Consider the following 20622-nt stretch of genomic DNA (forward strand, 5'->3'; position numbering starts at 1 on the left):
CATGGCCGCGATCAATCTTTCAGTTGTGCGCTGGAAGTCTGATCGCGGCCATGGGCCGCTCCTACAGGGAGTTTTCTCACGCCCAAAAGTTATAACGCTATCCACTATTGATATTTCAAAGTTATTAGGCGCTCTGCTAGATTCAGCGCCAACCGGAATAACAAGGAATCTGAAGTGAAAATAACCCTGGTCAAGAAAATCCTCGCCGACGGCTCCCCTTGCGCCAAGTGCCGGGATGTGGAAGAGAGACTGGAGCAGAACGATCAGCTGCGTTTTATCGATGAGACCCTGATCGCCGACGAGCGCGACTCAGAGAGCCCGGGCATACAGCTGGCGAGAGAGCACAATGTGAGCCGCGCCCCTTTCTTCCTGGTGGAGAACGAAGATACTGAGCCACAGATCTACACCGTGTATTTCAAGTTCGCCAAGGAAGTCCTGGAGCCAATGACCAATTGATTATTTTGGCCGTTGATTCAGTAGACCGGCAGTTCCATCCCCGAAAACAACTCGTCCACTTCCGCCCGCGAAGCCGCGTGGGTGGCCTGGTCCACTAAGTCCCGAGTCAGGTGCGGTGCGAACTGCTGGATAAATTCGTACATAAAACCGCGCAGAAATATCCCCTTGCGGAAGCCGATCTTGGTGACGCTGGATTCGAACAGTCCGCTGGCATCCAGCGCCACCAGGTCCTCGTCCGCTTCGTCCACCGCCATATCCGCGACAATACCGATCCCCAATCCCAGGCGCACATAAGTCTTGATCACATCCGCGTCCGCGGCGGTGAACACCACTTTGGGCGACAGCCCTTTTTCCAGGAAGGCCTCATCCAGTTTGGAGCGTCCGGTAAACCCGAACACATAGGTGACGATCGGGTGCCTGGCCACCTCTTCCAGGGTGAGCTTGCCGAGCTGGCACAGGGGGTGGTCCCGGGGTACCAGGATACAGCGGTTCCAGCGGTACGCCGGCATCATCACCAGGTCGCTGAACAGCTCCAGGGCCTCGGTGGCGATGGCGAAGTCCGCGGTGCCGTCCGCGGCCATTTCGGAAATCTGCATCGGTGTGCCCTGGTGCATATGCAGGGAGACTTCCGGGTAGCGGGCGATAAAGGACTTGATCACCGGCGGCAGCGCATAGCGCGCCTGGGTGTGGGTGGTGGCGATGGACAGGCTGCCCTTTCTGTCGTTGCTGAACTCCTGGGCAACCTGCTTGATATTCTCCACCTTGCGCATGATCTCGCCGGCGGTTTTGAGTATCGCCTCGCCCGCCGGGGTTACGCGGGTCAGATGCTTGCCGCTGCGGGCAAAGATCTCTACGCCTAGTTCATCCTCCAGGAGACGGATCTGCTTGCTGATGCCCGGCTGGGAGGTATAAAGGCTCTGTGCCGTCGCGGAAACATTGAGGTCGTGATGGGCTACCTCCCAGATATAACGCAACTGCTGAAGCTTCATGGTTTCTCCCTGGCGATTTTCCCTCTGCAGGCGCGGCTTGTGACCGCCTGCACAAGTTATAAAAACTTGGTTATTTTATGCGAGAAAAGAATAGCAGCCAAACCTTATGAGAGCCAATCACTGATGGGAGTGTGAGCCGAACCCATTTTCCCCTCGCGGTGAGGCTACTGACACAAACTGACAGCAGGCTCTTTTACCCTGGGATCTTTGACAACCAACTGGAGATCTCCATGAGCCAAACCGAAAACTCCTCCATGATGAGCCATGTGTCCATCGGAACCAACCACTTCGCCGAGGCCGGGGCATTCTACGACAAAGTATTGGGAACATTGGGCGTGCGCCGGGTGCTGGATTTCCCGGAGGCCGTGGCCTACGGCAAGGCTTTCCCTGAATTCTGGGTGCACCCGCCCCACAATGGCGAAGAGGCCAGTGTGGGCAATGGCGTGCACTTTGCCTTCCTGGCCGATAGCCCGGAACTGGTGGATACCTTCTACAGTGCCGCCCTGGATGCCGGCGCCACCGCGGAGGGCGAACCCGGCCCCCGCCCACAGTACGGAGAAGCCTACTACGGTTGCTTCGTGCGTGACCTGGACGGGCACAAAATAGAGGCCATGTACTGGGATGAAAGCAAGGCCGCCGCTCCCGCCTGATCTTCGGCCGGCTATCCCGCGGCGACCCTATCCGGTATCGTTTCGCGGAAAAGCCGGCCAACTCTATCCAAATGAACAAATCCGAACGACTGCTGCAACTGGTGACTCTGCTGCGCGCCCGCCGTTCCGCCATCACCGCCCGCGCTCTGGCGGAGCGGCTGGGAGTATCGGAGCGGACCCTCTACCGGGACATGCAGTCGCTGGTACTGTCCGGAGTGCCGGTTGAGGGAGAGGCGGGTGTCGGCTACCGGCTGCGGCGGGGATCGTTTATCCCGCCGCTGATGTTCAGCGAGGAGGAACTGGAGGCACTGCTGCTGGGCGTACGTATGGTGCAGGGCTGGGGGGATGAGGATATCGGCAGCGCCGCGGATTCGGCGCTGCACAAGATCCGCTCGGTACTGCCGGACAGGGTGGTGCAGGAACAGGACCACCAGCGGGCCACCTTGCTGGTTCCCGATCTGCACCGCAGTGAAAAAGCCCGCTTCGGCGCGCTGATTCGCCAGGCAGTCAAAGCCCGGGAGGTGTTATGGCTGGACTACGAAGATGAACAGGGAAGGCGCTCGCAACGGCACTGCAATCCCCTGGGACTGATTTACTGGGGCGCGGCCTGGACACTCCTCGCCTGGTGCCGGCTGCGCGACGACCACCGGTTGTTCCGACTGGACCGTATCCTCGGCGCGGAGCTGACCGGCGAGCAGTTTCAGGTGGAGCCCCATCAATCGCTGGCGGCCTATATCCGCCAGTACGATCCGGAATTCAATGACAAGGCCTTTTGAAACTACGATACCGGCTCGTTGGCCACCCCGTGGGGGACGTGGCCGGTAGCCACGTGTTCCGCCGCAGAGGCGCAGTGGGCAGGCTGGTCGTCAAAGAAGACATCGGCACCGAAGGCGCGGAGAAATTCGCCCTTGGGCAGGCCCCCGAGGAATACCGATTCGTCGATACGGATATTCCAGGCCCGCAGTGTCCGGATTACCCGCTCGTGGGCCGGTGCCGAACGGGCGGTGACCAGCGCGGTGCGGATCGGACAGGATTCTGCAGCGAACTCCGCCTGCAACTGCTGCAACGCCTCGAGAAATCCCTTGAAGGGACCACCTCCCAAGGGTTGCTGCGCCGAAGCGCGCTCAGCAGCGGCGAAGGCGGCGAGGCCGTCGCGCTTGAAGATCTGCTCCGCTTCATCGGAGAAAATCACCGCGTCGCCGTCGAAGGCGAAACGCAGGATGTCGTCCTCCCGCTCGCGGGAACTGCCGGCAACCAGGGTGGCCGCCGCCACACCCCGCTCCAGCGCCCGGCGCACGTCGCTGCCGTCGCTGGACAGGAACAGGTGGCAACCGAAGGGCGCGATATAGCGCCAGGGGCTCTCGCCGTTGCAGAAGGCGGCGCGGGTGATGTCCAGGCCGTAGTGCTCGATGGAGTTGAACACCCGCAGGCCGGTGTCGGCGCTGTTGCGGGACAGCAGTATCACCTCCACCCGCGACTGCTCCAGGCGCTGGTTGATCTGCAGGAATTTCTGCACCAGCGGGAAGGCATCGCCCTTCTCCAGCACGTCGTTCTCGTGCTCCATCTGGTAGGCAGCGAAGGCTTCCAGGCCCTGCTCCTCGAACACCCGGTGGCTGTCGCTGAGGTTGAACAGGGCCCGGGAGGAGATAGCGATCACCAGTTTGTCGCTCAGCTGTGTGCTCACGGCGCCTCCACGTCGTTGCGGCCGCCCGGGCGGCTCTGGTTTCGATGGGATTGCAGCATGGTGAGCAGCATCAGGTGCAGATCGTCGCGAGTGCGTTGGGAGCGGATGCCCTTCTGGTTCACGATCACCAGGAAGAGTGCGTGACAACACTCCAGGGTGGCGCGGGAGAGGCGGTTCAGTTCGTTGGGCGGACAGGTGAAACCCAGGCGGGCGAACATCGCCGTCAGGTGGCTGATCACCAGTTCGTCGTGGCGCTCGTCCAGTTCGTGCAGCTCCGGAATGCCCCACATGGCCTGTACCAGCGGCAGCAGGCCGCGCTGCTCGCGGTAGACGGCGATCAGGTTTTCCAACAACTGGTCGAGAAACGCCTCCAGGGACAAGTGCTCCAGGTCTTCCCCGGCCAGTTCCTCGAGCGCGGCGGTCATACTGGCCAGCCACTGCTCGCCCATAGCGTAGAGGATGGCGTGCTTGTTGGGGAAGTAGTGGTACAGGGAGCCGACGGAGACGCCGAGTTCTTTCGCAATCAGAATGGTGGTGAGATCGTTCAAGCCCACCTCTTCCAGCAACCGCCCGGTGGTATCCAGTATCTGCCGGGTGCGCTCGCGGGCGCGGGCCTGCACCGGTTCGCGCCGGGGGGCAAGCTGGCTTCTGCGCTTTCTCTGCTCTGCGTTGGACAAGATCGTTTCCTTCTGCCGGATGCGCGGAGTTTATCACGACAGAACGACAGGACGCCCTTTTGCGCAGCCGAGGGCATCAGCCTGTTTCGCGCAGCACTCGGAGGAATCCACCTGTAGATCACCGCCCCAGTTTGTCCTTCAGGCTGTAATAGAGCATCCCCGCCACCAGCGCCGGCCAGCGCAAGAGTGTACCGCCCGGGAAAGTCGGTGTTGGAATTTGCGCCAATACATCAAAGCGCTCCTCCGTGCCCGAGATCACTTCGGCGATCAACTTGCCGGCAAGAGTGGCGGTAGGTACGCCGTGGCCGGAGTAGCCCTGGCTGTAAAACACATTGGATTCCAAACGCCCCAGGTGGGGCATGCGGTTGAGGGTGATCGCCAGAGTACCGCCCCACCCGAAATCAATTTGCGTGTCTGCCAATTGCGGGTAAACCCGCAGCATATATTCGCGCACGAAGCTGCGGATATCCTGCGGAAATCTGGAAGAGTAGTTTTCGCCGCCGCCAAAGATCAGCCGGTTGTCGCCGGAGAGCTTCCAGTAGTCGATTACGAACAGGGTGTCCTGCAGGGCGTAGTCGTTGGCGATCAACTCTTTGGCCAGGGACTCCGACAGCGGCTCGGTGGCTAGCACGAAATTGTTGATGGGCATGATCTTGCCCGCCATGCGCGGCTCCAGTTTGCCCAGGTAGCCGTTGCAAGCCAGCACCACATTCCCCGCCTGGACCCGCCCCTTTGAGGTTTCCACGATACAGGGGGAGCCTCCGCGGTAGCGGGTTACCCGGCTGTGCTCGTAGAACTGCACTCCGGCTGCTGCGGCGGCGTCCGCCAGCCCCAGGGCGAAATTCAGCGGGTGCAGGTGCAGGGAACCGCTGTCGACCTGGGCCCCGAAGTAGCGCTCCGAACCCACCAGCGAACGGACCTCCTCCTCGTCCGCATAGCGTATCTGCCCGTACCCGTAACGCTCACGCAGCAGTTCCACTTCCTCTTTCAGGTGCTCATTGTGGCTGCGCTTCGCGGCCAAGTGCATAATGCCGCGCTTCAGGTCGCACCGGATCTCGTGCCTGTGGATTAGCGCTTCCACCAACTGCACCGCCTCCACACTCATATCCCACAGGCACTTGGCGGTGTGCCGGCCGAGCATTTTCTCCAGGTCCTCCTGGCCGCGGCGTTGCCCCACGCCCACGTGACCACCGTTGCGCCCGGAGGCGCCCCAGGCCACCCGCTCGGCCTCCAGCACCACCACTTTGTAACCGCGCTCAGTCAGGTGAAGAGCGGAAGACAGGCCCGTGTAGCCGGCGCCGATCACACACACATCCGCCTCCACAGTGCCCTCGAGCGCCGGATATACCGGAGCCCGGTTAGCGCTGGCGGCGTAATAGGAGTCGGTGTGGCCGACCAGTTTGGTTACCCTGCCGGAGGCAGTCATAGGCGGCTTCTCTCTCAAAAATGCTGGGCATCGGCGCAAAAACCGAACCATGACCAAGTTTAAATTGAATAATAATTCGGTTTGTTAACATAATCAAAGGTAGTGGCGGATACGCTGCCGGCCGCGCTTATACTACCCTCGACCTTTTTCACGCTAGGTGCAACATGGACAAGATTACACAGTGGCTCGCAGAACACGATATTTCCGAAGTGGAGTGCCTGGTGCCCGATATGTCCGGCAATGCGCGGGGCAAATTTACCCCTACGGACAAATTTCTCACTGAAGACAGCCGCCTGCCGGAGAGCATCCTGGTACAGACGGTCACCGGTGACTATGTCGACGAGCACAACGAACTGGTGGACCCGGCGGATACCGATATGCTGCTGGTGCCGGACCCGGATTCCATCCGCCTGAACCCCTGGGCCAACGAACCCACCGCGCAGATCATTCACGATTGCTATACCCGCGACGGCAAGCCCCACCCCATCAGCACCCGCAATATTCTCAAGTTCGTGCTGGACAAATACGCGGCCAGGGGCTGGAAACCGATCGTCGCGCCGGAGGTGGAATTCTACCTGGTCAAGCGCAACCTGGACCCGGACGAAAAACTCTCCGCTCCCGTGGGCCGCTCCGGGCGCACGGAGAAAACCCGCCAATCCTACAGTATCGATGCCGCCAACGAGTATGAACCGATCATCGAGGATATGTACGATTTCTGCGAGGCGCAGGGCCTGGATGTGGATACGCTGATCCACGAGTCCGGCACCGCGCAGATGGAAATCAATTTCCTGCACGGTGATCCCCTCAAGTTGGCTGACCAGGTGTTTACCTTCAAACGCACCGTGCGCGAAACCGCCTTTCGTCACGGCATCTACGCCACCTTTATGGCGAAGCCGATGGAAGAGGAGCCGGGCAGCGCGCTGCACCTGCACCAGAGCATCGTCGATGCGGAGACCGGCAAGAATATTTTTGTGGACGACCGCGGCGAGGAAAATGAAATCTTTCTGCATTTCATCGGCGGCATGCAGCAGTATATCCCCGGATTTATTTCTTTCTTCGCCCCCAACGTAAATTCCTACCGGCGCTTCACCCCGGAGATGGCCGCACCCACCAGCCTGCACTGGGGTTACGACAACCGCACCACCGGCCTGCGGGTGCCGGACAGTTCACCCCAGGGCAAACGCCTGGAGAACCGTTTCCCCGGCGCCGACTGCAATCCTTACCTGGCCATCGCCGCATCCCTGGCCTGCGGCTACCTGGGTATGATCACCCAGGTGGAACCCAGCGCGCCTTACGAGGGCGACTGCTCGGAAGAGCCCATCACCCTGCCCCGGACCCAGGAACACGCCCTGAATCTCCTGCTCGAATGCAGGGAGGCCAAAGAGATGTTCGGGGCGAAATTCGTGCGCGCCTGGAGTGCGATCAAGCGAGACGAGTACGAGGAGTTCAACCGGGTGATCAGTTCCTGGGAACGGGAATTTTTGTTGCTGAATGTGTAAGAACTTCAGCGTAGTGTAAAAAAATATTGAATAGCGCTCCGGCATGAATGGCACTAAGTTAAACCATAACCATGATGCGAAGGACCTGATGCCGGGGGCTTTTTGCGGGACTGTCTGCGAGAGGGACCTCGCGGACAAGCCTCCAGGGATGGATTTAGGGGGGCGCCCAGCCCGTGTCCCGCAAAAAGCCCCCGGTAGCAGGTCCGCCCAGGTCTTAACTTAGTGCCATTGTGCTCCGGCATCAGCGTTTAATGGACAGCATTACGCCTGCCGGGGGCCTTTTTATACTTGTACGGAATGGAACTAACGCACCAAAAGGTCTCTTTCAAGAGGGATAGCCCTCTCAATATGTGAAAAGATTCGCAAAAATAACAAACTACTCCGCTATTTTTTTAATTTTCCTGTCATCAATCCCCATCAATCGCTGTACTCTTAACCGGTCCGGGAACACCGGACACGCAAACTTTATGGTTTAGAGAAAGCGGAGCACCACCGCCGCCAGTCGCGGCCCCTTCCGGTGTTCCGGTCTGTCTTCTGCATTCTGACCATTCCAGCGAGCCGGCCTGTACGGGTGTGTGGCTTTGCTTTTTCCGGCGCAGGGATACGGTCGCCGGAAAAGCATCGCACAGGGGTGATCCCCCTGCCCGTGGAGATCCGGCGAACAACCAAAGCAACTAGGGATATAAGACAATGAAGAAGCATCTATTAGGGATTACCTGCTCACTGGCCGTGATGGCCGGCGCCCAGGCTGCGGATCGTATTCCGGCGACCCCGGATATGCTTTCCGCCCAGGGCCTGGCCGCGACGGGAACGGATGTCACACTGGAGGAAGTGCGCTCCCGCACCCTGGCCAATGGCAAAACCATTACCCGCTATCGCCAGGTCCACGAGGGCATACCGGTGTGGGGGCAGACCGTCACCAGCGCATCGGGCCAAGGGCTGGCCGCGGAAGTCAGCGGCGATGTGCTCACCGGCCTGACTGTCGAGGTGCCCTCCGTGCAGCCCTCAATCAAGGCGGCGAATGCGCTGGAGCGGGCGATGTCACAGGTCATCAACAATCGCGTCCAGGAGGGGCTGGTTACCGGTGCGCTCTCGGTGCCGGCGCTGAAGCTGGCCGCCAAGAACCCGCGCCAACAGCTCTATATCCATGTGGACGACCAGGATCGCGCCCGCCTGGCCTATCTGGTCAATTGGGTGGAATACGGCGATGAGCCGTCCCGGCCCTTCTACTTCATTGACGCCCTGACCGGCGAAGTTCTGGAACACTGGGAGGGTATCACCCACGCCCAGGAAGCCACTGGCCCCGGAGGCAACCAGAAGACCGGGCAGTACGAATACGGCACCGATTATCCGGCGATGATCGTGGATGACAGCTGCCGAATGGACACCACCAATGTCGAAACCGTCAACATGAACCACGGTACCTTTGGCGGCAGTGTTTTCCAGTTCACCTGTCCGTACAACGACTTCAAGACCATCAACGGCGCCTACTCGCCGCTGAATGACGCCCACTTCTTCGGCGGAGTGGTCTTCGATATGTACAGCGACTGGTACGGCACGGCGCCGCTGACCCAAAAACTGCGTATGCGCGTGCACTACGGCAACAACTATGAAAACGCCTTCTGGGACGGCAGCCAGATGACCTTCGGCGACGGCGCCAACACCTTCTACCCGCTGGTCAGCCTGGACGTATCCGCCCACGAGGTCAGCCATGGCTTTACCGAACAAAACTCCAACCTGCGGTACTCCGGCCAGCCCGGTGGTATCAACGAGGCCTTCTCCGATATCGCCGGCGAGGCCGCCGAGTACTATATGCGCGGCAGCAACGACTGGCTGGTGGGAGCGGAGATATTCAAGAGCAACGGCGCACTGCGCTACTTTGAGGACCCGACCCAGGATGGCAGCTCCATCGGCCACGCTTCCGACTACTACAGCGGCATGGACGTGCATTACAGTTCCGGCGTCTTCAACCGGGCCTTCTACCTGATCGCCAACAGCAACGGCTGGGACACCCGGCAGGCGTTCGATATCTTCGTGCTCGCCAACCAGATGTACTGGAACTCCACCTCCAACTATGTGGACGCAGCCTGCGGCGTGGTATCGGCCACCGAGGACCTGACCTACGACCTGAGCGCGGTGACCAGTGCTTTTGACACCGTGGGTGTGTCCACTGCCAACTGCGGCGGTGGCGGCGGCAACCCCGGCGGTGGCGAACTGGAGAATGGCGTACCGGAGAGCGACCTGTTCGGCAGTACCGGCGATGAGATTCACTACATCCTGGAAGTGCCCGACGGCGCCAGCAATCTGGCGTTCCAGACGTCCGGCGGCAGCGGCGACGCGGACCTGTATGTGCGCTTCGGTTCCGCCCCCACCAGCTCCAGCTACGACTGCCGGCCCTACAACAGCGGCAACAACGAGACCTGTAGCATCTCCAACGTTCAGGCCGGCACCTACTACGTGATGGTACGCGCCTACAGCAGCTTCTCCGGCGTGAGCCTGGTGGGCAGCTTCGATGAAAACGGTGGCGGCGGCGGAGACACCGGCTGGGAGGAAGCCAACCTCTCCGGCAGTGAGGGCTCCTGGCAGCACTTCACCCTGGAGGTGAATTCCGGTATGTCCTCCCTGGATGTGCAGATGTCCGGCGGCAGCGGCGACGGCGACCTGTATGTGCGCTACGGCGCCCAGCCCACCACCGGCAGCTACGATTGCCGCCCCTACGAGTGGGGCAGTGATGAGAACTGCAGCTTCAGCAATCCAAGTGCGGGAACCTGGTATATCAGCATCCGCGGTTACTCCGCCTATTCCGGAGTGACCCTGGCGGCGCAGGCGAGCCCCTGACTTTGGTTGAGGTAAAATGAGAAAGGGGCAGCCAGTGGCTGCCCCTTTTTTGTTGCTCTGTTGTGTAGGAGCGGCCGCCGGCCGCGATGGATTGTGCCAGGAAAAGATAGATTGATCGCGGCCAGCGGCGGATGGCCGCCCCGCCGCTCCTACAGATAAATCACCTTACTTGTGACTGGGATCTTTCCAGTACTCTTTCACCGTACCCTTCATCTCCCTGGCCAGCACGGAAATACCGAACAGGTTCGGCAGCGTCATAATGACGATCGTCACCGCGGACAGATTCCAGATTATCGTGGTGTCCTCGATGGCAGCCCAGAAGAAGGCCACCACATACACCAGCCTATAGGGCATTACCGCCCTGGGGCCGAGCAGGTAAATCATCGAGCGGTCGCCGTAATAGGACCAGGCGATGGCAGTGGAAAAGGCGAACAGAAGAATGCCCAAGGTGACAATCAGGCTGCCGTACTCACCGAAAAACCCCTTCTGGAAGGCACGGTTGGTCAGCGCCACCGAGTGCAGCAGTGAGTTGCCCCAAATATCCACATCCAGATTGGCGAACCTGCCTTCCGTTACCGTCAGCACACCGCTGTAATTATCTTCGCCTACCCGGTATTCGACATCCTCTGCCACGGAGCGGGCGTTGATCAGGGTGAACTCCCCTTCGTTCAGCGCCCTGCCATCGGCGACCACCACAGAACCGCTGTAGTACTGCACCTCGCTCTCTTTGCCGCGCAGGAAGTTGTACAACTGGTCCACATCTTCAGGATTTTTGTCGCTATAAGAGCCGGCCACCACGAACATGTCGGCGCGCTCGAACTGGTTCAGGTATTTTTCCGTCCAGGCTCCGGACGACAGAATCACAAGACCGGTGAGTGTACAAATGATAATGGTGTCGATAAACGGCTCCAGCAGGGAAACCATGCCCTCGGACACCGGCTCATCCGCTCGCGCAGAGGCGTGCGCGATGGGTGCCGAGCCCTGCCCCGCCTCGTTGGAAAAGAGACCGCGATTCACCCCTCGGTTGAAGGCGTAGGCGAAGCTGGCGCCGAGGAAACCGCCGGCGGCGGCACTACCGTTGAAAGCACCGCTGAATACGGCAAGGAAAGACGGAATGATATTCTGGTAGTTGTAGATGATCACCGCCAAAGCGCCGATCACATAAAACACAGCCATCACCGGCACGATGGTGGAAGTGACTTTGGCAATCCTGGTGATACCGCCGATGATCACCATACCCAGCAATATCGCCAGCACGCCGCCGGTCAGGGCCTTGTTCAGACCGAAGGTATCGTACATGGCCTGGGCGATATTGTTCACCTGCGGCAAGCTGCCGGTGCCGAATGAACTGATTACCGTGGCGATCGCAAATAGTACCGCGAGCCATTTCATGTTCAGCCGGCGCTCCATGTAAAACATAGGGCCGCCCGCGTAGTAACCGTCCGCCGCTTTGATACGGTATTTATGCGACAGGGTCACCTCGACGAACTTGGTGGTCATGCCGAGGAACGCGGTGATCCACATCCAGAAAAGCGCCGCTGGGCCGCCGAGGAAAATCGCCAGCCCCACACCACCGATATTGCCGGTGCCAACAGTACCGGACAGCGCTGTGGCCAGGGCCTGGAAGTGGGAGGTGTCGCCGGGGTCACTGGGCTTGTCGTACTTGCCCTGGGTGATTTTAACTGCGTGGCGGAAATAACGGATCTGGGGAAATCCGAGATACAGGGTAAAGAAAAGGCCGACGCCCAAAAGCACCCATGGGAACCAGGGCGCGGAGCCGAGGATTCCATCCAGTGATAAGAGCAGATGATTGAAAGATTCCAAACTAACCACCACTACTTTAGTTCTGATTATTTTCTGTACAGAGGCAAATGCCAATCGTTGCGCAGGTTAGCAGTTTCCGGAAAAGTTTATAAGAGGAATGAAAACTTCTCCCGGTGGGGGAATAATCCGAACTGGCCGCCGGTATGTACGAATACCAGATTCTCAGTATCGTGGTAACAGCCCCGGTGGAGTTCCTGCAGCAGGCCAGTGAACGCCTTGCCGGTGTAAACCGGGTCCAGCAAGAGTCCCTCCTGCCCGGCCGCCTCAGCGATAGCGCGGTATACAGGCTCATCGGCCTCACCGTAACCGGGGCCAATATATCCCGCATTGACCTGAATGTTCAGCTTCTCGCCGTCCGGCAAGGTGTTTCCCGCTTCACACCACTGCTCAATATCGCCCCGTACCTTGCGCTGAAAATACTCGGCGTTATCGCACACCGCATAACCGGTAACCTGCGCCCGGCTGCCCAGCAGGTGGCAGCCCAGGGTCAGGCCGGCCTGTGTGCCGCCGCTGCCGGTGGCACAGATGATATGTTCAGGCTCGAAACCCCGGTCCCGACAATCCGCGAGCAGCTCTTCGGCGCCGGCGATATAACCCCAGACACCCAGGCCGTCGCTGCCTCCCGTGGGAATACACAGCGCCTTATGGCCGCGCTGGGCGTAGAAGTCCCGCCAGTGGGCGAACAACTCGTCGAGTTCGGCGAAGTACTGGCGCGCAGGGTAAAAGGCCGCCGATGCGCCCGCCAGGTAATCCACCAGCAGGTTGCCATCCGGCACCGCCTCCTCTTCGCCGCGCAGGATCAATTGCACCCGCAGCCCCAGGCGTGCGCCCACCAGCGCCGTGGTGCGACAGTGGTTTGACTGCACGCCTCCGCAGGTGATCAGGGTGTCACAGCCCTGCTCCTTCGCCGCGCCGGCAATAAACTCCAGTTTGCGCAGCTTGTTGCCGGACATGGCGGTTTCGGTGAGATCGTCCCGCTTGACCCAGAGGCGCGGACCCCCGTGGGGAGTGGAGAACTTTTCAGTGATCCGGTCCAGAGGCTGGAGCGGCGTGGGAAGCCGGGCCATGTGAATCCGGGGCGGATAAGTGAAAGACATAGGCTCTTCCTCACGACGTAAGGCTCTGCGCCTCTGTAGGAGCGGCGGGGCGGCCATCCGCCCATGGCCGCTCCTACAAATTTAGGGGGCCTGTGGCAGCATATGAAACTGAAGTTCCCCGCTCCCGCGCAATAAAAAAACCCGGGCACGCCGGGTTTCCGTCAAATGTGTCGCAGTATCAGATATTCTTGATCGTGCCTTTGGGCAGTACCGCGTGCACGGCTACTTTCTGGAATCTGAGCGACACCTTGTCGGCGACCTCCAGAACGATGTAGTCATCGTCCACCTTGTCGATGCGCCCCAGCATACCGCTGGTCATCACCACTTCATCGCCTTTCTTCAATGCGCTGACCAGTTCCTGGTGTTCCTTTTGACGTTTGCGTTGCGGGCGGATAATGAAAAACCACATAAACGCAAACAGGCCCGCGAACATCAGCAGGGTTATGATGGGGTTACCCTGTGGCGCCGGAGCCGCCTCCTGTGCCACAGCAGCGGGAATAAAAAAGCTCATGAAAACCTCTAAGAATCGGCCTTGAATAATTGTGGGCCAACTCTAGCGGGTTTGTCGTCTGCAGGCAATGCATAGGGCCGGCCAAGGCCGGCCCGTTCTCCCTGAGAGGGTCAAAAACGCTGGCGCACCTGGCGGCGGTAGCCGGTGGGTGACATACCCGTCCAGCGCTTGAAGGCGCTGGTGAAGCTGGTCCTGTCGGAAAAGTCCAGGATACGGGAAATGCCGTCGACACTCAGCGCAGTGTCCTTGAGAAAGTGCACCGCGTGGCGAAACCGCACATGATCGCGCAGCGAGGCGAAGCTGAGATTGTGCTCCTGCAGGCGGCGCTGCAGCGTACGGGTGGACATGCTGAGATCGGAGGACACCGGGCGAATTGCCAGGGATGCCTTGCCGATACGCTGCTCCAACACATCGATCACTCGCGCGGCTATACCGAAGCTGGTCGCTTCCGGCGGTGCCAGCAACTGGTCGAGGATATTGGAGTCACCAGAGAGTCTGGCCTGCTGCAGGGGCTTGTCTTCTGAAAGAGAAGCCTGGTCTGGCTGGATTTGGTTCATTGAGCTGCTCCTTATGGGGTCCGTGAGCCGCGATTTTTCTTCTACGCCCGCTTCCTGCGATTCCCTGTTACCACAACCTGCTCTCCCAGGCTTATTGCGAGAGCCGGCTACTATCTGAGTGCTGGGATGCACCTGAAACAGACATCGAATCCTTCACAGAGTTGTACAAATTTTATCCTGTAACGCTCCGGCATCTCCCCCGAGGGGGTACAATTCCGGTGCCGGCGCACCTTTACACAACGGAGTATAGACCATGGAGGGAAAATGCAAGGGACGACAGGTGATTTTTTTGGACCCTGTCACAAATGAGGGGTAAGAACGGCGAATCAGGATTCCGGGAGCCGGGGGCGAACGCGGGTTCAGCCCCCACGGAGAACAAGGCTATGCCAGGTTTTCCCGAATCCAGCCGAGTACTTCGTCGTGGTGGGTCTTGGTTTTGACCTTGTCGATGATATGGCGCAGACGGCCACTCTTGTCGATGATAAAGGTGGTGCGCAGCAGCCCCATGTACTCCCGTCCCATAAATTTCTTCAGACCCCAGCAGCCGTACTTGTCGGCAACCTTGTGATCCTCGTCGGCAAGCAGGTCGAAATTCAGCTCGTGTTTGTCGATGAACTTCTGAAGCTTGCTCTCGGGGTCCGGGCTTACCCCAAGCACCACGGTATCCAGTTTGGCGAAATCCCCGGCACTGTCGCGAATGCCGCAGGCCTGGGTGGTACAGCCCGGTGTCAGCGCCTTGGGATAGAAATAGAGCACCAGGTTCTTTTTGTCGCGAAAATCCTTGAGCGCCACCTTCTCGCCGCTCTGATTCGTCAGTGTGAAGGCCGGCGCCAGATTGCCGATCTTGGGAAATGCCATCGATGCCCCCTTAGTGTGAGTGTGGTGTAAGGTACTAAATGCGGATATCAGCGGGCCGCTAAGAGGCCAGATGCAAGGCGCATTTGCGCTGGCGTAGTTGTTCTACGTCAAGCAAATGCAACGCCGCAGATGGCTGCTTAGCGGCCCGCCCGAAGGGAGTCCCCCAAAATGTCCACAGCTGCGTTGCAGCTCTTGAAAATGGAATGACCATTCCCTGCGAGCTGCGCCTAACTGTGAACATTTTGGGGGGCTCTGATAACCGCATTTAGTACCTTACACCACACTAGAGCTGCTAAACCAGCGGGGATTATACGGGTGCGAAAAGCGGATTAAAGTCAGAACTCCTCTACCCGGTAGCAGCGCTCCTTCTGTGCGCAGATACCGCATTCACCCAGCTTCTGCACCAGCGAAGCCCGCTCGGCATCGGTGAGAAATTGGCCCACCTCCAGGCAACCCTCGGGCCCGCTGAAGCTGATGGAGGCCGGTTCCGTAGCGCTGCCCCCCATACGCACCAGCACCGACAGGCTGTCACGGGCAAACTCCTGATGATAGACGCTCTGCTGCCGATAGCCCTGGCAGCAGTCCAATACCACCCGCTCTGCGTTGATGCGAATCACCTCCCGGCGGGACCCCTCCAGGTACACATAGCCGAACAGCACCGCCAGCAACAGCAACTCCAGCCCCGCGAAGGGCAGGATCATCCAGGCCCCGGCGAAGGCGAAGGCGAGGCTGATGCCCAGGGAAACGGCCACCAGGGAGATGAATACCCAGAGATTGCCCGACAGGGACAGGGACTGGTTGGGGGCCAGCAGGATGCAGGCGCTGCGGGGAGAAGTGCGGCCGACTTCGGTGACCATAACTGCGGTTCCGGATGCTGCCTGATTTCAGTGTAGCACCGTGGTAAAAGGAGCCCAACGAGGGTTCCCCTCTATAGAGCCCACGGCGGCCAGTGCCACGCCACCATTTGCTGCGGTGCCATCGATCCAGCCTTTCACAAGTGTTTATGGCCTTGGAGTTCGGGGTAAATGACTTCAGCTCGACGATATCCGGGCTAACTGGTCGAGAGTGTCTTTGAGGTTGTCCGAGTGCGATTGGATGCGTTTGCAGAAGGGAGCGGGCAGATTGGCTGCCTCATGCCTCTCCAGGATGTTATAACTCAAGTTTCAGAGTCCGCGGAACCATTCTTAGTGCTGTTGAGTCATGGACCACAATCCTGTGGGAGCCAGCCTGCTGGAATAATGGCGTTGCCATTTAGCACCGTCTTTTCGCCTGCTGGGCAGGTTCCCACAATGTGCTTCGCACAAAAAAGCCCGCAATGATGCGGGCTTCTCGCTTCACTGAACTGCCTTATCCGGCAATTCGCAATTATGGCAGCAGGTGCGCCACAGCATCCCGCTCTTCCGCCAGTTCCTGCTCGGTAGTGGTCATTCTCCCGCGGGAGAAATCGTTGATCTCCAGGCCCTGGACGATTTCCCAGTCGCCATTCTTGCAGGTGCAGGGGTAGGAGTAGATCAGTCCTTCCTGAATGCCGTAGGAGCCGTCACTGTAGATCCCCATGCTCACCCAGTCGCCCTCGGCGGTACCCAGAGCCCAGTCGCGCATGTGGTCGATGGCGGCGTTGGCGGCGGAGGCAGCGGAGGAGGCACCGCGGGCTTTGATAATAGCCGCGCCGCGCTGCTGGACGGTGGGGATAAAGTCGTTTTCGTACCAGTCCTGCTCCACCTTCTCCATGGCCGCTGCACCGGACACTTTGGCTTGATACAGATCCGGGTACTGGGTGGAGGAGTGGTTGCCCCAGATGGTCATATGGGTGACATCATTGACCGTGGAACCGGCTTTATTGGCCAGTTGCGACAGCGCGCGGTTGTGGTCCAGGCGGGTCATGGCGGTGAAGTTGCGCGGGTCCAGGTCCGGGGCGTTGCGCTGGGCGATCAGTGCATTGGTGTTGGCGGGGTTGCCCACCACCAGCACTTTCACATTGCGCGAAGCCACGTCGTTCAAGGCTTTGCCCTGGGCAGAGAAGATCGCCGCGTTGGCTTCCAGCAGGTCCTTGCGTTCCATACCCGGGCCGCGGGGCCGCGCACCGACCAGCAGCGCGTAATCGGCATCCTTGAAGGCCACGGTGGCATCATCGGATTGCACAATGCCCGCCAGCAGTGGAAAGGCGCAGTCTTCCAGTTCCATGGCCACACCCTTGAGGGCTTCCAGCGCCGGGGTGATTTCCAGCAGTTGCAGGATAACCGGTTGGTCTTTGCCCAACATTTCGCCAGATGCGATGCGGAACAGCAACGAATAGCTGATCTGACCGGCAGCGCCGGTCACAGCAACACGAACAGGTGCTTTCACGATAAGTCTCCGTAGTTTTCAGGCGCCCGCATTATAGGGGTTTCGGGGTAAATTGCACCTGGGGTGGAGTTCCAGCTCTGTTGGCGGGCCGGAGACCCGCGAGCCGCGGGCGTAAGGAATGACGCAAATACTGGGTATGGTGTACCCGAGCGCGCACGGGCAAACGGTACCCATGGCGCACCCTACGCGACAGCCAGCTCGCGGTAGCGGCTCTGCAGTGCGGTGTAGAGCTGACGGCTGTAATCCGGGGCGCCCGTGTCCAACTGTCCGGCCAGCTCTGCCAGGTGCTCGTTGTCTTCGCGGCCGGCCCAGTTCTTTACATAGCCCCCATCCTTGTAGCCGTGATCCTGGCGGAAGCGGTTGAGAATATTCTTGCCTACATAGCGGCGGTAGAGCTCTTCGAACGACAGCTCTACGTCGACCATCAATTGGGCGAAGCCAACCAGGTCGAACTGGCGACTGGTCAGGGTATTGAGGGTAAAGGCTTCCAGGTTCTCACGGAAATCGCCGGGCTCTCTCTGCCCACCTTCGAATTCCGTCTGCATACGCCCGGCCACCTGCTCGGGACTGCCCTGCTGCAGCTCCAGGCTGAGGCCGAAGTGCCAGATATCCACCAGTTCCAGTTTGACCTGATCCATGTCCGGCTGCTGTTTTTTCCACCACTTCCAGCCGTAGTGATCGAGCAGCTCCGCGCTCTCGACCCAGATGGCCCGGTACCAAGCATGGTTCCGTTCGCGCCAGTTATCGCTGACCAGTGTATTGATCTCATCTTGCAGAGCCAGCATGGCCTGCAACTGTTGTCGCATCATGGAATGGATTTCCTCAGGCGGCCCGTTTGAACAGGCGGTGAAAATTTTCTGTGGTGATTTCGGCCAGTTGTTCGTAGGGAATTCCCCGCAACTCGGCGATAAATTCGGCCACTTCGCGCACGTAGGCGGGAATATTCGGTTTACCCCGGTAGGGGATCGGTGCCAGGTAGGGAGAGTCCGTTTCCACCAGCAGCCGGTCCAGCGGCAGTTTTTGCGCTACGTCGCGCAGCTCCCCGGCGTTCTTGAAAGTCACTATCCCTGACAGGGAAATATAATAATTCAGGTCCAGCGCGGCTTTCGCCATCTCCCAGCTCTCGGTAAAGCAGTGCAGTACGCCGGCATGCTCCGGATCTCCGTGCTCGCGAATCAGCCGGATGGTGTCATCGCGGGCATCGCGGGTGTGCACTATCACCGGCAGTCGCGCGCGACCAGCGGCCTGGAGATGGGCGGTAAAGCTCTGCTGCTGTATTTCTCTGGTGTCAGTGCTGTAGTAATAGTCCAGCCCGGTTTCCCCGAGGGCCACCACCTTGGGCTTCTGCGCCAGCTCCAGCAACTTGTCCACATCGGCGAGGCCGGAGTCCACATCCAGTGGGTGTACACCCACGGAGCAGACCACATCCTCATGACGCCCGGCGATATCCACTACCCGATCGACGTTCTCCAGGCTGATACCAACGCACAGAAACCTGCCGACACCGCGACTGCGGGCCAGCTCGAGTACCGCGTCCAGGTCGCCGTCGAATTTGTCCAGTTTGAGTCGGTCGAGATGACAGTGTGAGTCTACTAGCATTACAGGGTATGAGTCGGTCGGCTGGATTCCAGGGACCCGGCCAGGTAGGTTTCAATCTTGTTCTGGGCGACGTTGTCCTTGTCGGAAAACTGCACACCGATACCGGGAGTGCGGTTGCCCTGGGCACCCGCCGGGGTAACCCACACCACTTTACCGGCTACCGGGACTTTTTCCGGTTCGTCCATCAGGTTCAGCAGCAGGAACACCTCGTCGCCGAGGTCGTAGGATTTGTCGGTACTGATAAACAGGCCGCCGTTTTTCACGAAGGGCATGTAGGCCGCGTAAAGTACGGACTTGTCCTGGATTTTCAGTGAAAGGATACCGTTGCGGGCACCGCCACCCATGGCTTTCATGGCCGGACCTCTTTTCTTTGGTTGTCGGTACGGTAGCGGAGCATACAGCGGGTGTCCAGAATTTTGGGGCCATGAATTCGTCTCAAGCAGCCATCCCTGGAGCGGCGCCCGGCCCGGCCATCCATGGCCGGTCGCGAAGTTGTACAGCGAGCAGTGCTCGCTACGCGTACAACTTCGCCCAACGGATCAACAGGTCCTCCAACAGCAGGCGCTTGTTGGGGTTGGCTCCGCCGCTGAGCAGTTGGCGCGCCTCGGCCAACTGGTCGGAAAAACTGAACAGCGGCCGCAGGCTTTCCGTACCCCTGCCGGGCAGCCGCTGCAGCAGCCCGATAACCTGCCGGTCCGCGGTCAGGTCACAACTGCGCGCGCGCAGCATCTGCGCCAGCCATTGCTGCCAGAATTTCAGCAGCTGGCTCAACTCGATGCCCTCGCCGGGATTCTCCCATCGGCCCGCTGCGACCACCGGCGCCTCGGCGGCCTGCGCCAGCGCGACGAGGTCAGCGAGAAACTGTTCGCGGGCCTCCCGCGCTTCCGGCTCCACCAGCTCCAACGCCAGCAACGGGGCGCCGCCGGAGAGGACCAGGGCGCTGCGCGCGGATTGTCCGTCGAGCCCGCCCTCGTGCAGCCAGCGCAGTGCGGCCTCTTCCGAAGGTGCGGGGAAAGCCACTGACTGGCAGCGACTGCGAATGGTGGGCAGCAGGCCGGAGGGCGAGTCGCTGACCAGCAGGAAGATCACCGCTGTGGCGGGCTCCTCGAGGTTTTTCAACAGCGCGTTGGCGGCGTTGACGTTCATTGCCTCTGCCGGTGCCAGCCACACCACCCGCGCGCCTTCGCGGCCGCTGGTGCGGCCCACAAAACCGCCCAACTGGCGGATTTGCTCCACTTTCAGCGGCCCGCCGGGCTTTTCCGGTTCCACGCGCAGGAAATCCGGGTGCGAGCCCGCCCGCCACAGACGGCAGCCCCGGCAGTCGCCGCAGGCCAGGCCATCTCGTGGGTGTTCGCACAGTACCAGAGCGGCAAAGGCCTCGGCGAAACGCCGCTTGCCGAGGCCCGGCTGGCCACTGAACAGCAGCGCGTGCGGGCAGCGCCCGGCGCGCCACTGGGCGCCCAGTCGCTGCCACTGCTCGGCCTGCCAGGGCAGCGGCGACGGGACAGTTGGGTTTTCGCTGGTTTCGGGCACTTGGGGGCAGTCTTCCAAAGTTTTTTGTAGGAGCGGGCCATGCCCGCGATCCCGACAAGTGAATCAGATCGCGGGCAT

20 protein-coding genes are annotated in these 20622 nt (G+C 60.1%); 5 read left to right on the plus strand and 15 right to left on the minus strand.

Annotated features, from left to right (window positions below; translation table 11 throughout):
* Nucleotides 1–174 precede the first annotated feature (174 nt).
* The gene (locus ACRC0P_RS18090; protein ID WP_438632704.1) at nucleotides 175–456 is read left to right on the plus strand and encodes a hypothetical protein; all 282 of its coding nucleotides are present in this window, start codon (nucleotides 175–177) and stop codon (nucleotides 454–456) included.
* Nucleotides 457–473: 17 nt separating this feature from the next.
* Here ACRC0P_RS18090 and cysB read toward each other — a convergent pair whose 3' ends face one another.
* Nucleotides 474–1445, minus strand: coding sequence for an HTH-type transcriptional regulator CysB (gene cysB, locus ACRC0P_RS18095; protein WP_438632705.1), 972 nt, complete (start codon nucleotides 1443–1445; stop codon nucleotides 474–476).
* Nucleotides 1446–1675: 230 nt separating this feature from the next.
* Between cysB and ACRC0P_RS18100 the strand changes: the two genes are divergently transcribed.
* Nucleotides 1676–2095 (plus strand): VOC family protein, encoded by a 420-nt coding sequence (locus ACRC0P_RS18100; RefSeq protein WP_438632706.1) that lies wholly within the window; start codon nucleotides 1676–1678, stop codon nucleotides 2093–2095.
* Between the two features lie 71 nt (nucleotides 2096–2166).
* Nucleotides 2167–2871: a helix-turn-helix transcriptional regulator gene (locus ACRC0P_RS18105; protein WP_438632707.1), complete on the plus strand. Its 705-nt coding sequence runs from the start codon at nucleotides 2167–2169 to the stop codon at nucleotides 2869–2871.
* A 2-nt stretch (nucleotides 2872–2873) separates the two neighbouring features.
* Here the strand turns inward: ACRC0P_RS18105 and ACRC0P_RS18110 are convergent, their stop codons facing one another.
* The 3 genes from ACRC0P_RS18110 to ACRC0P_RS18120 all read right to left on the minus strand — a co-directional run bounded on the left by ACRC0P_RS18110 (nucleotide 2874) and on the right by ACRC0P_RS18120 (nucleotide 5882).
* A complete protein-coding gene (locus ACRC0P_RS18110; RefSeq protein ID WP_438632708.1) occupies nucleotides 2874–3779 on the minus strand; it encodes a 5'-nucleotidase in 906 nt (301 codons plus the stop codon).
* Nucleotides 3776–4456 (minus strand): TetR/AcrR family transcriptional regulator, encoded by a 681-nt coding sequence (locus tag ACRC0P_RS18115; protein WP_438632709.1) that lies wholly within the window; start codon nucleotides 4454–4456, stop codon nucleotides 3776–3778. Before ACRC0P_RS18115 ends, ACRC0P_RS18110 begins: the two co-directional genes overlap by 4 nt.
* A gap of 118 nt (nucleotides 4457–4574) precedes the next feature.
* Nucleotides 4575–5882: an NAD(P)/FAD-dependent oxidoreductase gene (locus ACRC0P_RS18120; protein ID WP_438632710.1), complete on the minus strand. Its 1308-nt coding sequence runs from the start codon at nucleotides 5880–5882 to the stop codon at nucleotides 4575–4577.
* A 164-nt stretch (nucleotides 5883–6046) separates the two neighbouring features.
* On the opposite strand from ACRC0P_RS18120, the gene ACRC0P_RS18125 reads away from it, so the two are divergent.
* Both ACRC0P_RS18125 and ACRC0P_RS18130 read left to right on the plus strand, forming a co-directional pair.
* Entirely contained in the window at nucleotides 6047–7381 is a 1335-nt protein-coding gene (locus tag ACRC0P_RS18125; RefSeq protein ID WP_438632711.1) for a glutamine synthetase family protein, read from the plus strand.
* A 690-nt stretch (nucleotides 7382–8071) separates the two neighbouring features.
* Nucleotides 8072–10219, plus strand: coding sequence for a M4 family metallopeptidase (locus ACRC0P_RS18130; protein ID WP_438632712.1), 2148 nt, complete (start codon nucleotides 8072–8074; stop codon nucleotides 10217–10219).
* A gap of 165 nt (nucleotides 10220–10384) precedes the next feature.
* Here ACRC0P_RS18130 and ACRC0P_RS18135 read toward each other — a convergent pair whose 3' ends face one another.
* The 11 genes from ACRC0P_RS18135 to ACRC0P_RS18185 all read right to left on the minus strand — a co-directional run bounded on the left by ACRC0P_RS18135 (nucleotide 10385) and on the right by ACRC0P_RS18185 (nucleotide 20544).
* A complete protein-coding gene (locus ACRC0P_RS18135; protein ID WP_438632713.1) occupies nucleotides 10385–12052 on the minus strand; it encodes an alanine/glycine:cation symporter family protein in 1668 nt (555 codons plus the stop codon).
* Nucleotides 12053–12129: 77 nt separating this feature from the next.
* Nucleotides 12130–13140 carry a 1-aminocyclopropane-1-carboxylate deaminase/D-cysteine desulfhydrase gene (locus ACRC0P_RS18140; RefSeq protein WP_438632714.1) on the minus strand — a complete coding sequence of 337 codons (1011 nt, stop codon included), beginning with the start codon at nucleotides 13138–13140 and terminating at the stop codon, nucleotides 12130–12132.
* 178 nt (nucleotides 13141–13318) lie between these two features.
* Complete coding sequence (yajC, locus tag ACRC0P_RS18145; RefSeq protein ID WP_438632715.1) at nucleotides 13319–13651, minus strand: preprotein translocase subunit YajC; 333 nt, start codon at nucleotides 13649–13651, stop codon at nucleotides 13319–13321.
* Between the two features lie 110 nt (nucleotides 13652–13761).
* Nucleotides 13762–14208 carry a helix-turn-helix domain-containing protein gene (locus ACRC0P_RS18150; protein ID WP_183456937.1) on the minus strand — a complete coding sequence of 149 codons (447 nt, stop codon included), beginning with the start codon at nucleotides 14206–14208 and terminating at the stop codon, nucleotides 13762–13764.
* A gap of 381 nt (nucleotides 14209–14589) precedes the next feature.
* Nucleotides 14590–15066, minus strand: coding sequence for a thioredoxin-dependent thiol peroxidase (gene bcp / locus ACRC0P_RS18155; protein WP_438632716.1), 477 nt, complete (start codon nucleotides 15064–15066; stop codon nucleotides 14590–14592).
* A gap of 335 nt (nucleotides 15067–15401) precedes the next feature.
* Nucleotides 15402–15923 (minus strand): DUF2244 domain-containing protein, encoded by a 522-nt coding sequence (locus tag ACRC0P_RS18160; RefSeq protein ID WP_438632717.1) that lies wholly within the window; start codon nucleotides 15921–15923, stop codon nucleotides 15402–15404.
* 508 nt (nucleotides 15924–16431) lie between these two features.
* Nucleotides 16432–17412, minus strand: a complete 981-nt coding sequence (locus ACRC0P_RS18165) for a malate dehydrogenase (protein WP_438632718.1) — start codon at nucleotides 17410–17412, stop codon at nucleotides 16432–16434.
* 182 nt (nucleotides 17413–17594) lie between these two features.
* On the minus strand, nucleotides 17595–18218 hold the full coding sequence (locus tag ACRC0P_RS18170; protein ID WP_438632721.1) for a dUTP diphosphatase: 624 nt from the start codon (nucleotides 18216–18218) through the stop codon (nucleotides 17595–17597).
* A gap of 16 nt (nucleotides 18219–18234) precedes the next feature.
* Nucleotides 18235–19011, minus strand: coding sequence for a TatD family hydrolase (locus ACRC0P_RS18175; RefSeq protein ID WP_438632719.1), 777 nt, complete (start codon nucleotides 19009–19011; stop codon nucleotides 18235–18237).
* Nucleotides 19011–19364 (minus strand): PilZ domain-containing protein, encoded by a 354-nt coding sequence (locus ACRC0P_RS18180; RefSeq protein WP_183456921.1) that lies wholly within the window; start codon nucleotides 19362–19364, stop codon nucleotides 19011–19013. Before ACRC0P_RS18180 ends, ACRC0P_RS18175 begins: the two co-directional genes overlap by 1 nt.
* A 160-nt stretch (nucleotides 19365–19524) precedes the next feature.
* Nucleotides 19525–20544 carry a DNA polymerase III subunit delta' gene (locus tag ACRC0P_RS18185; protein WP_438632720.1) on the minus strand — a complete coding sequence of 340 codons (1020 nt, stop codon included), beginning with the start codon at nucleotides 20542–20544 and terminating at the stop codon, nucleotides 19525–19527.
* Nucleotides 20545–20622: the final 78 nt, after the last annotated feature.

This window comes from Microbulbifer sp., from assembly GCF_051659245.1.
Taxonomy (GTDB): domain Bacteria; phylum Pseudomonadota; class Gammaproteobacteria; order Pseudomonadales; family Cellvibrionaceae; genus Microbulbifer.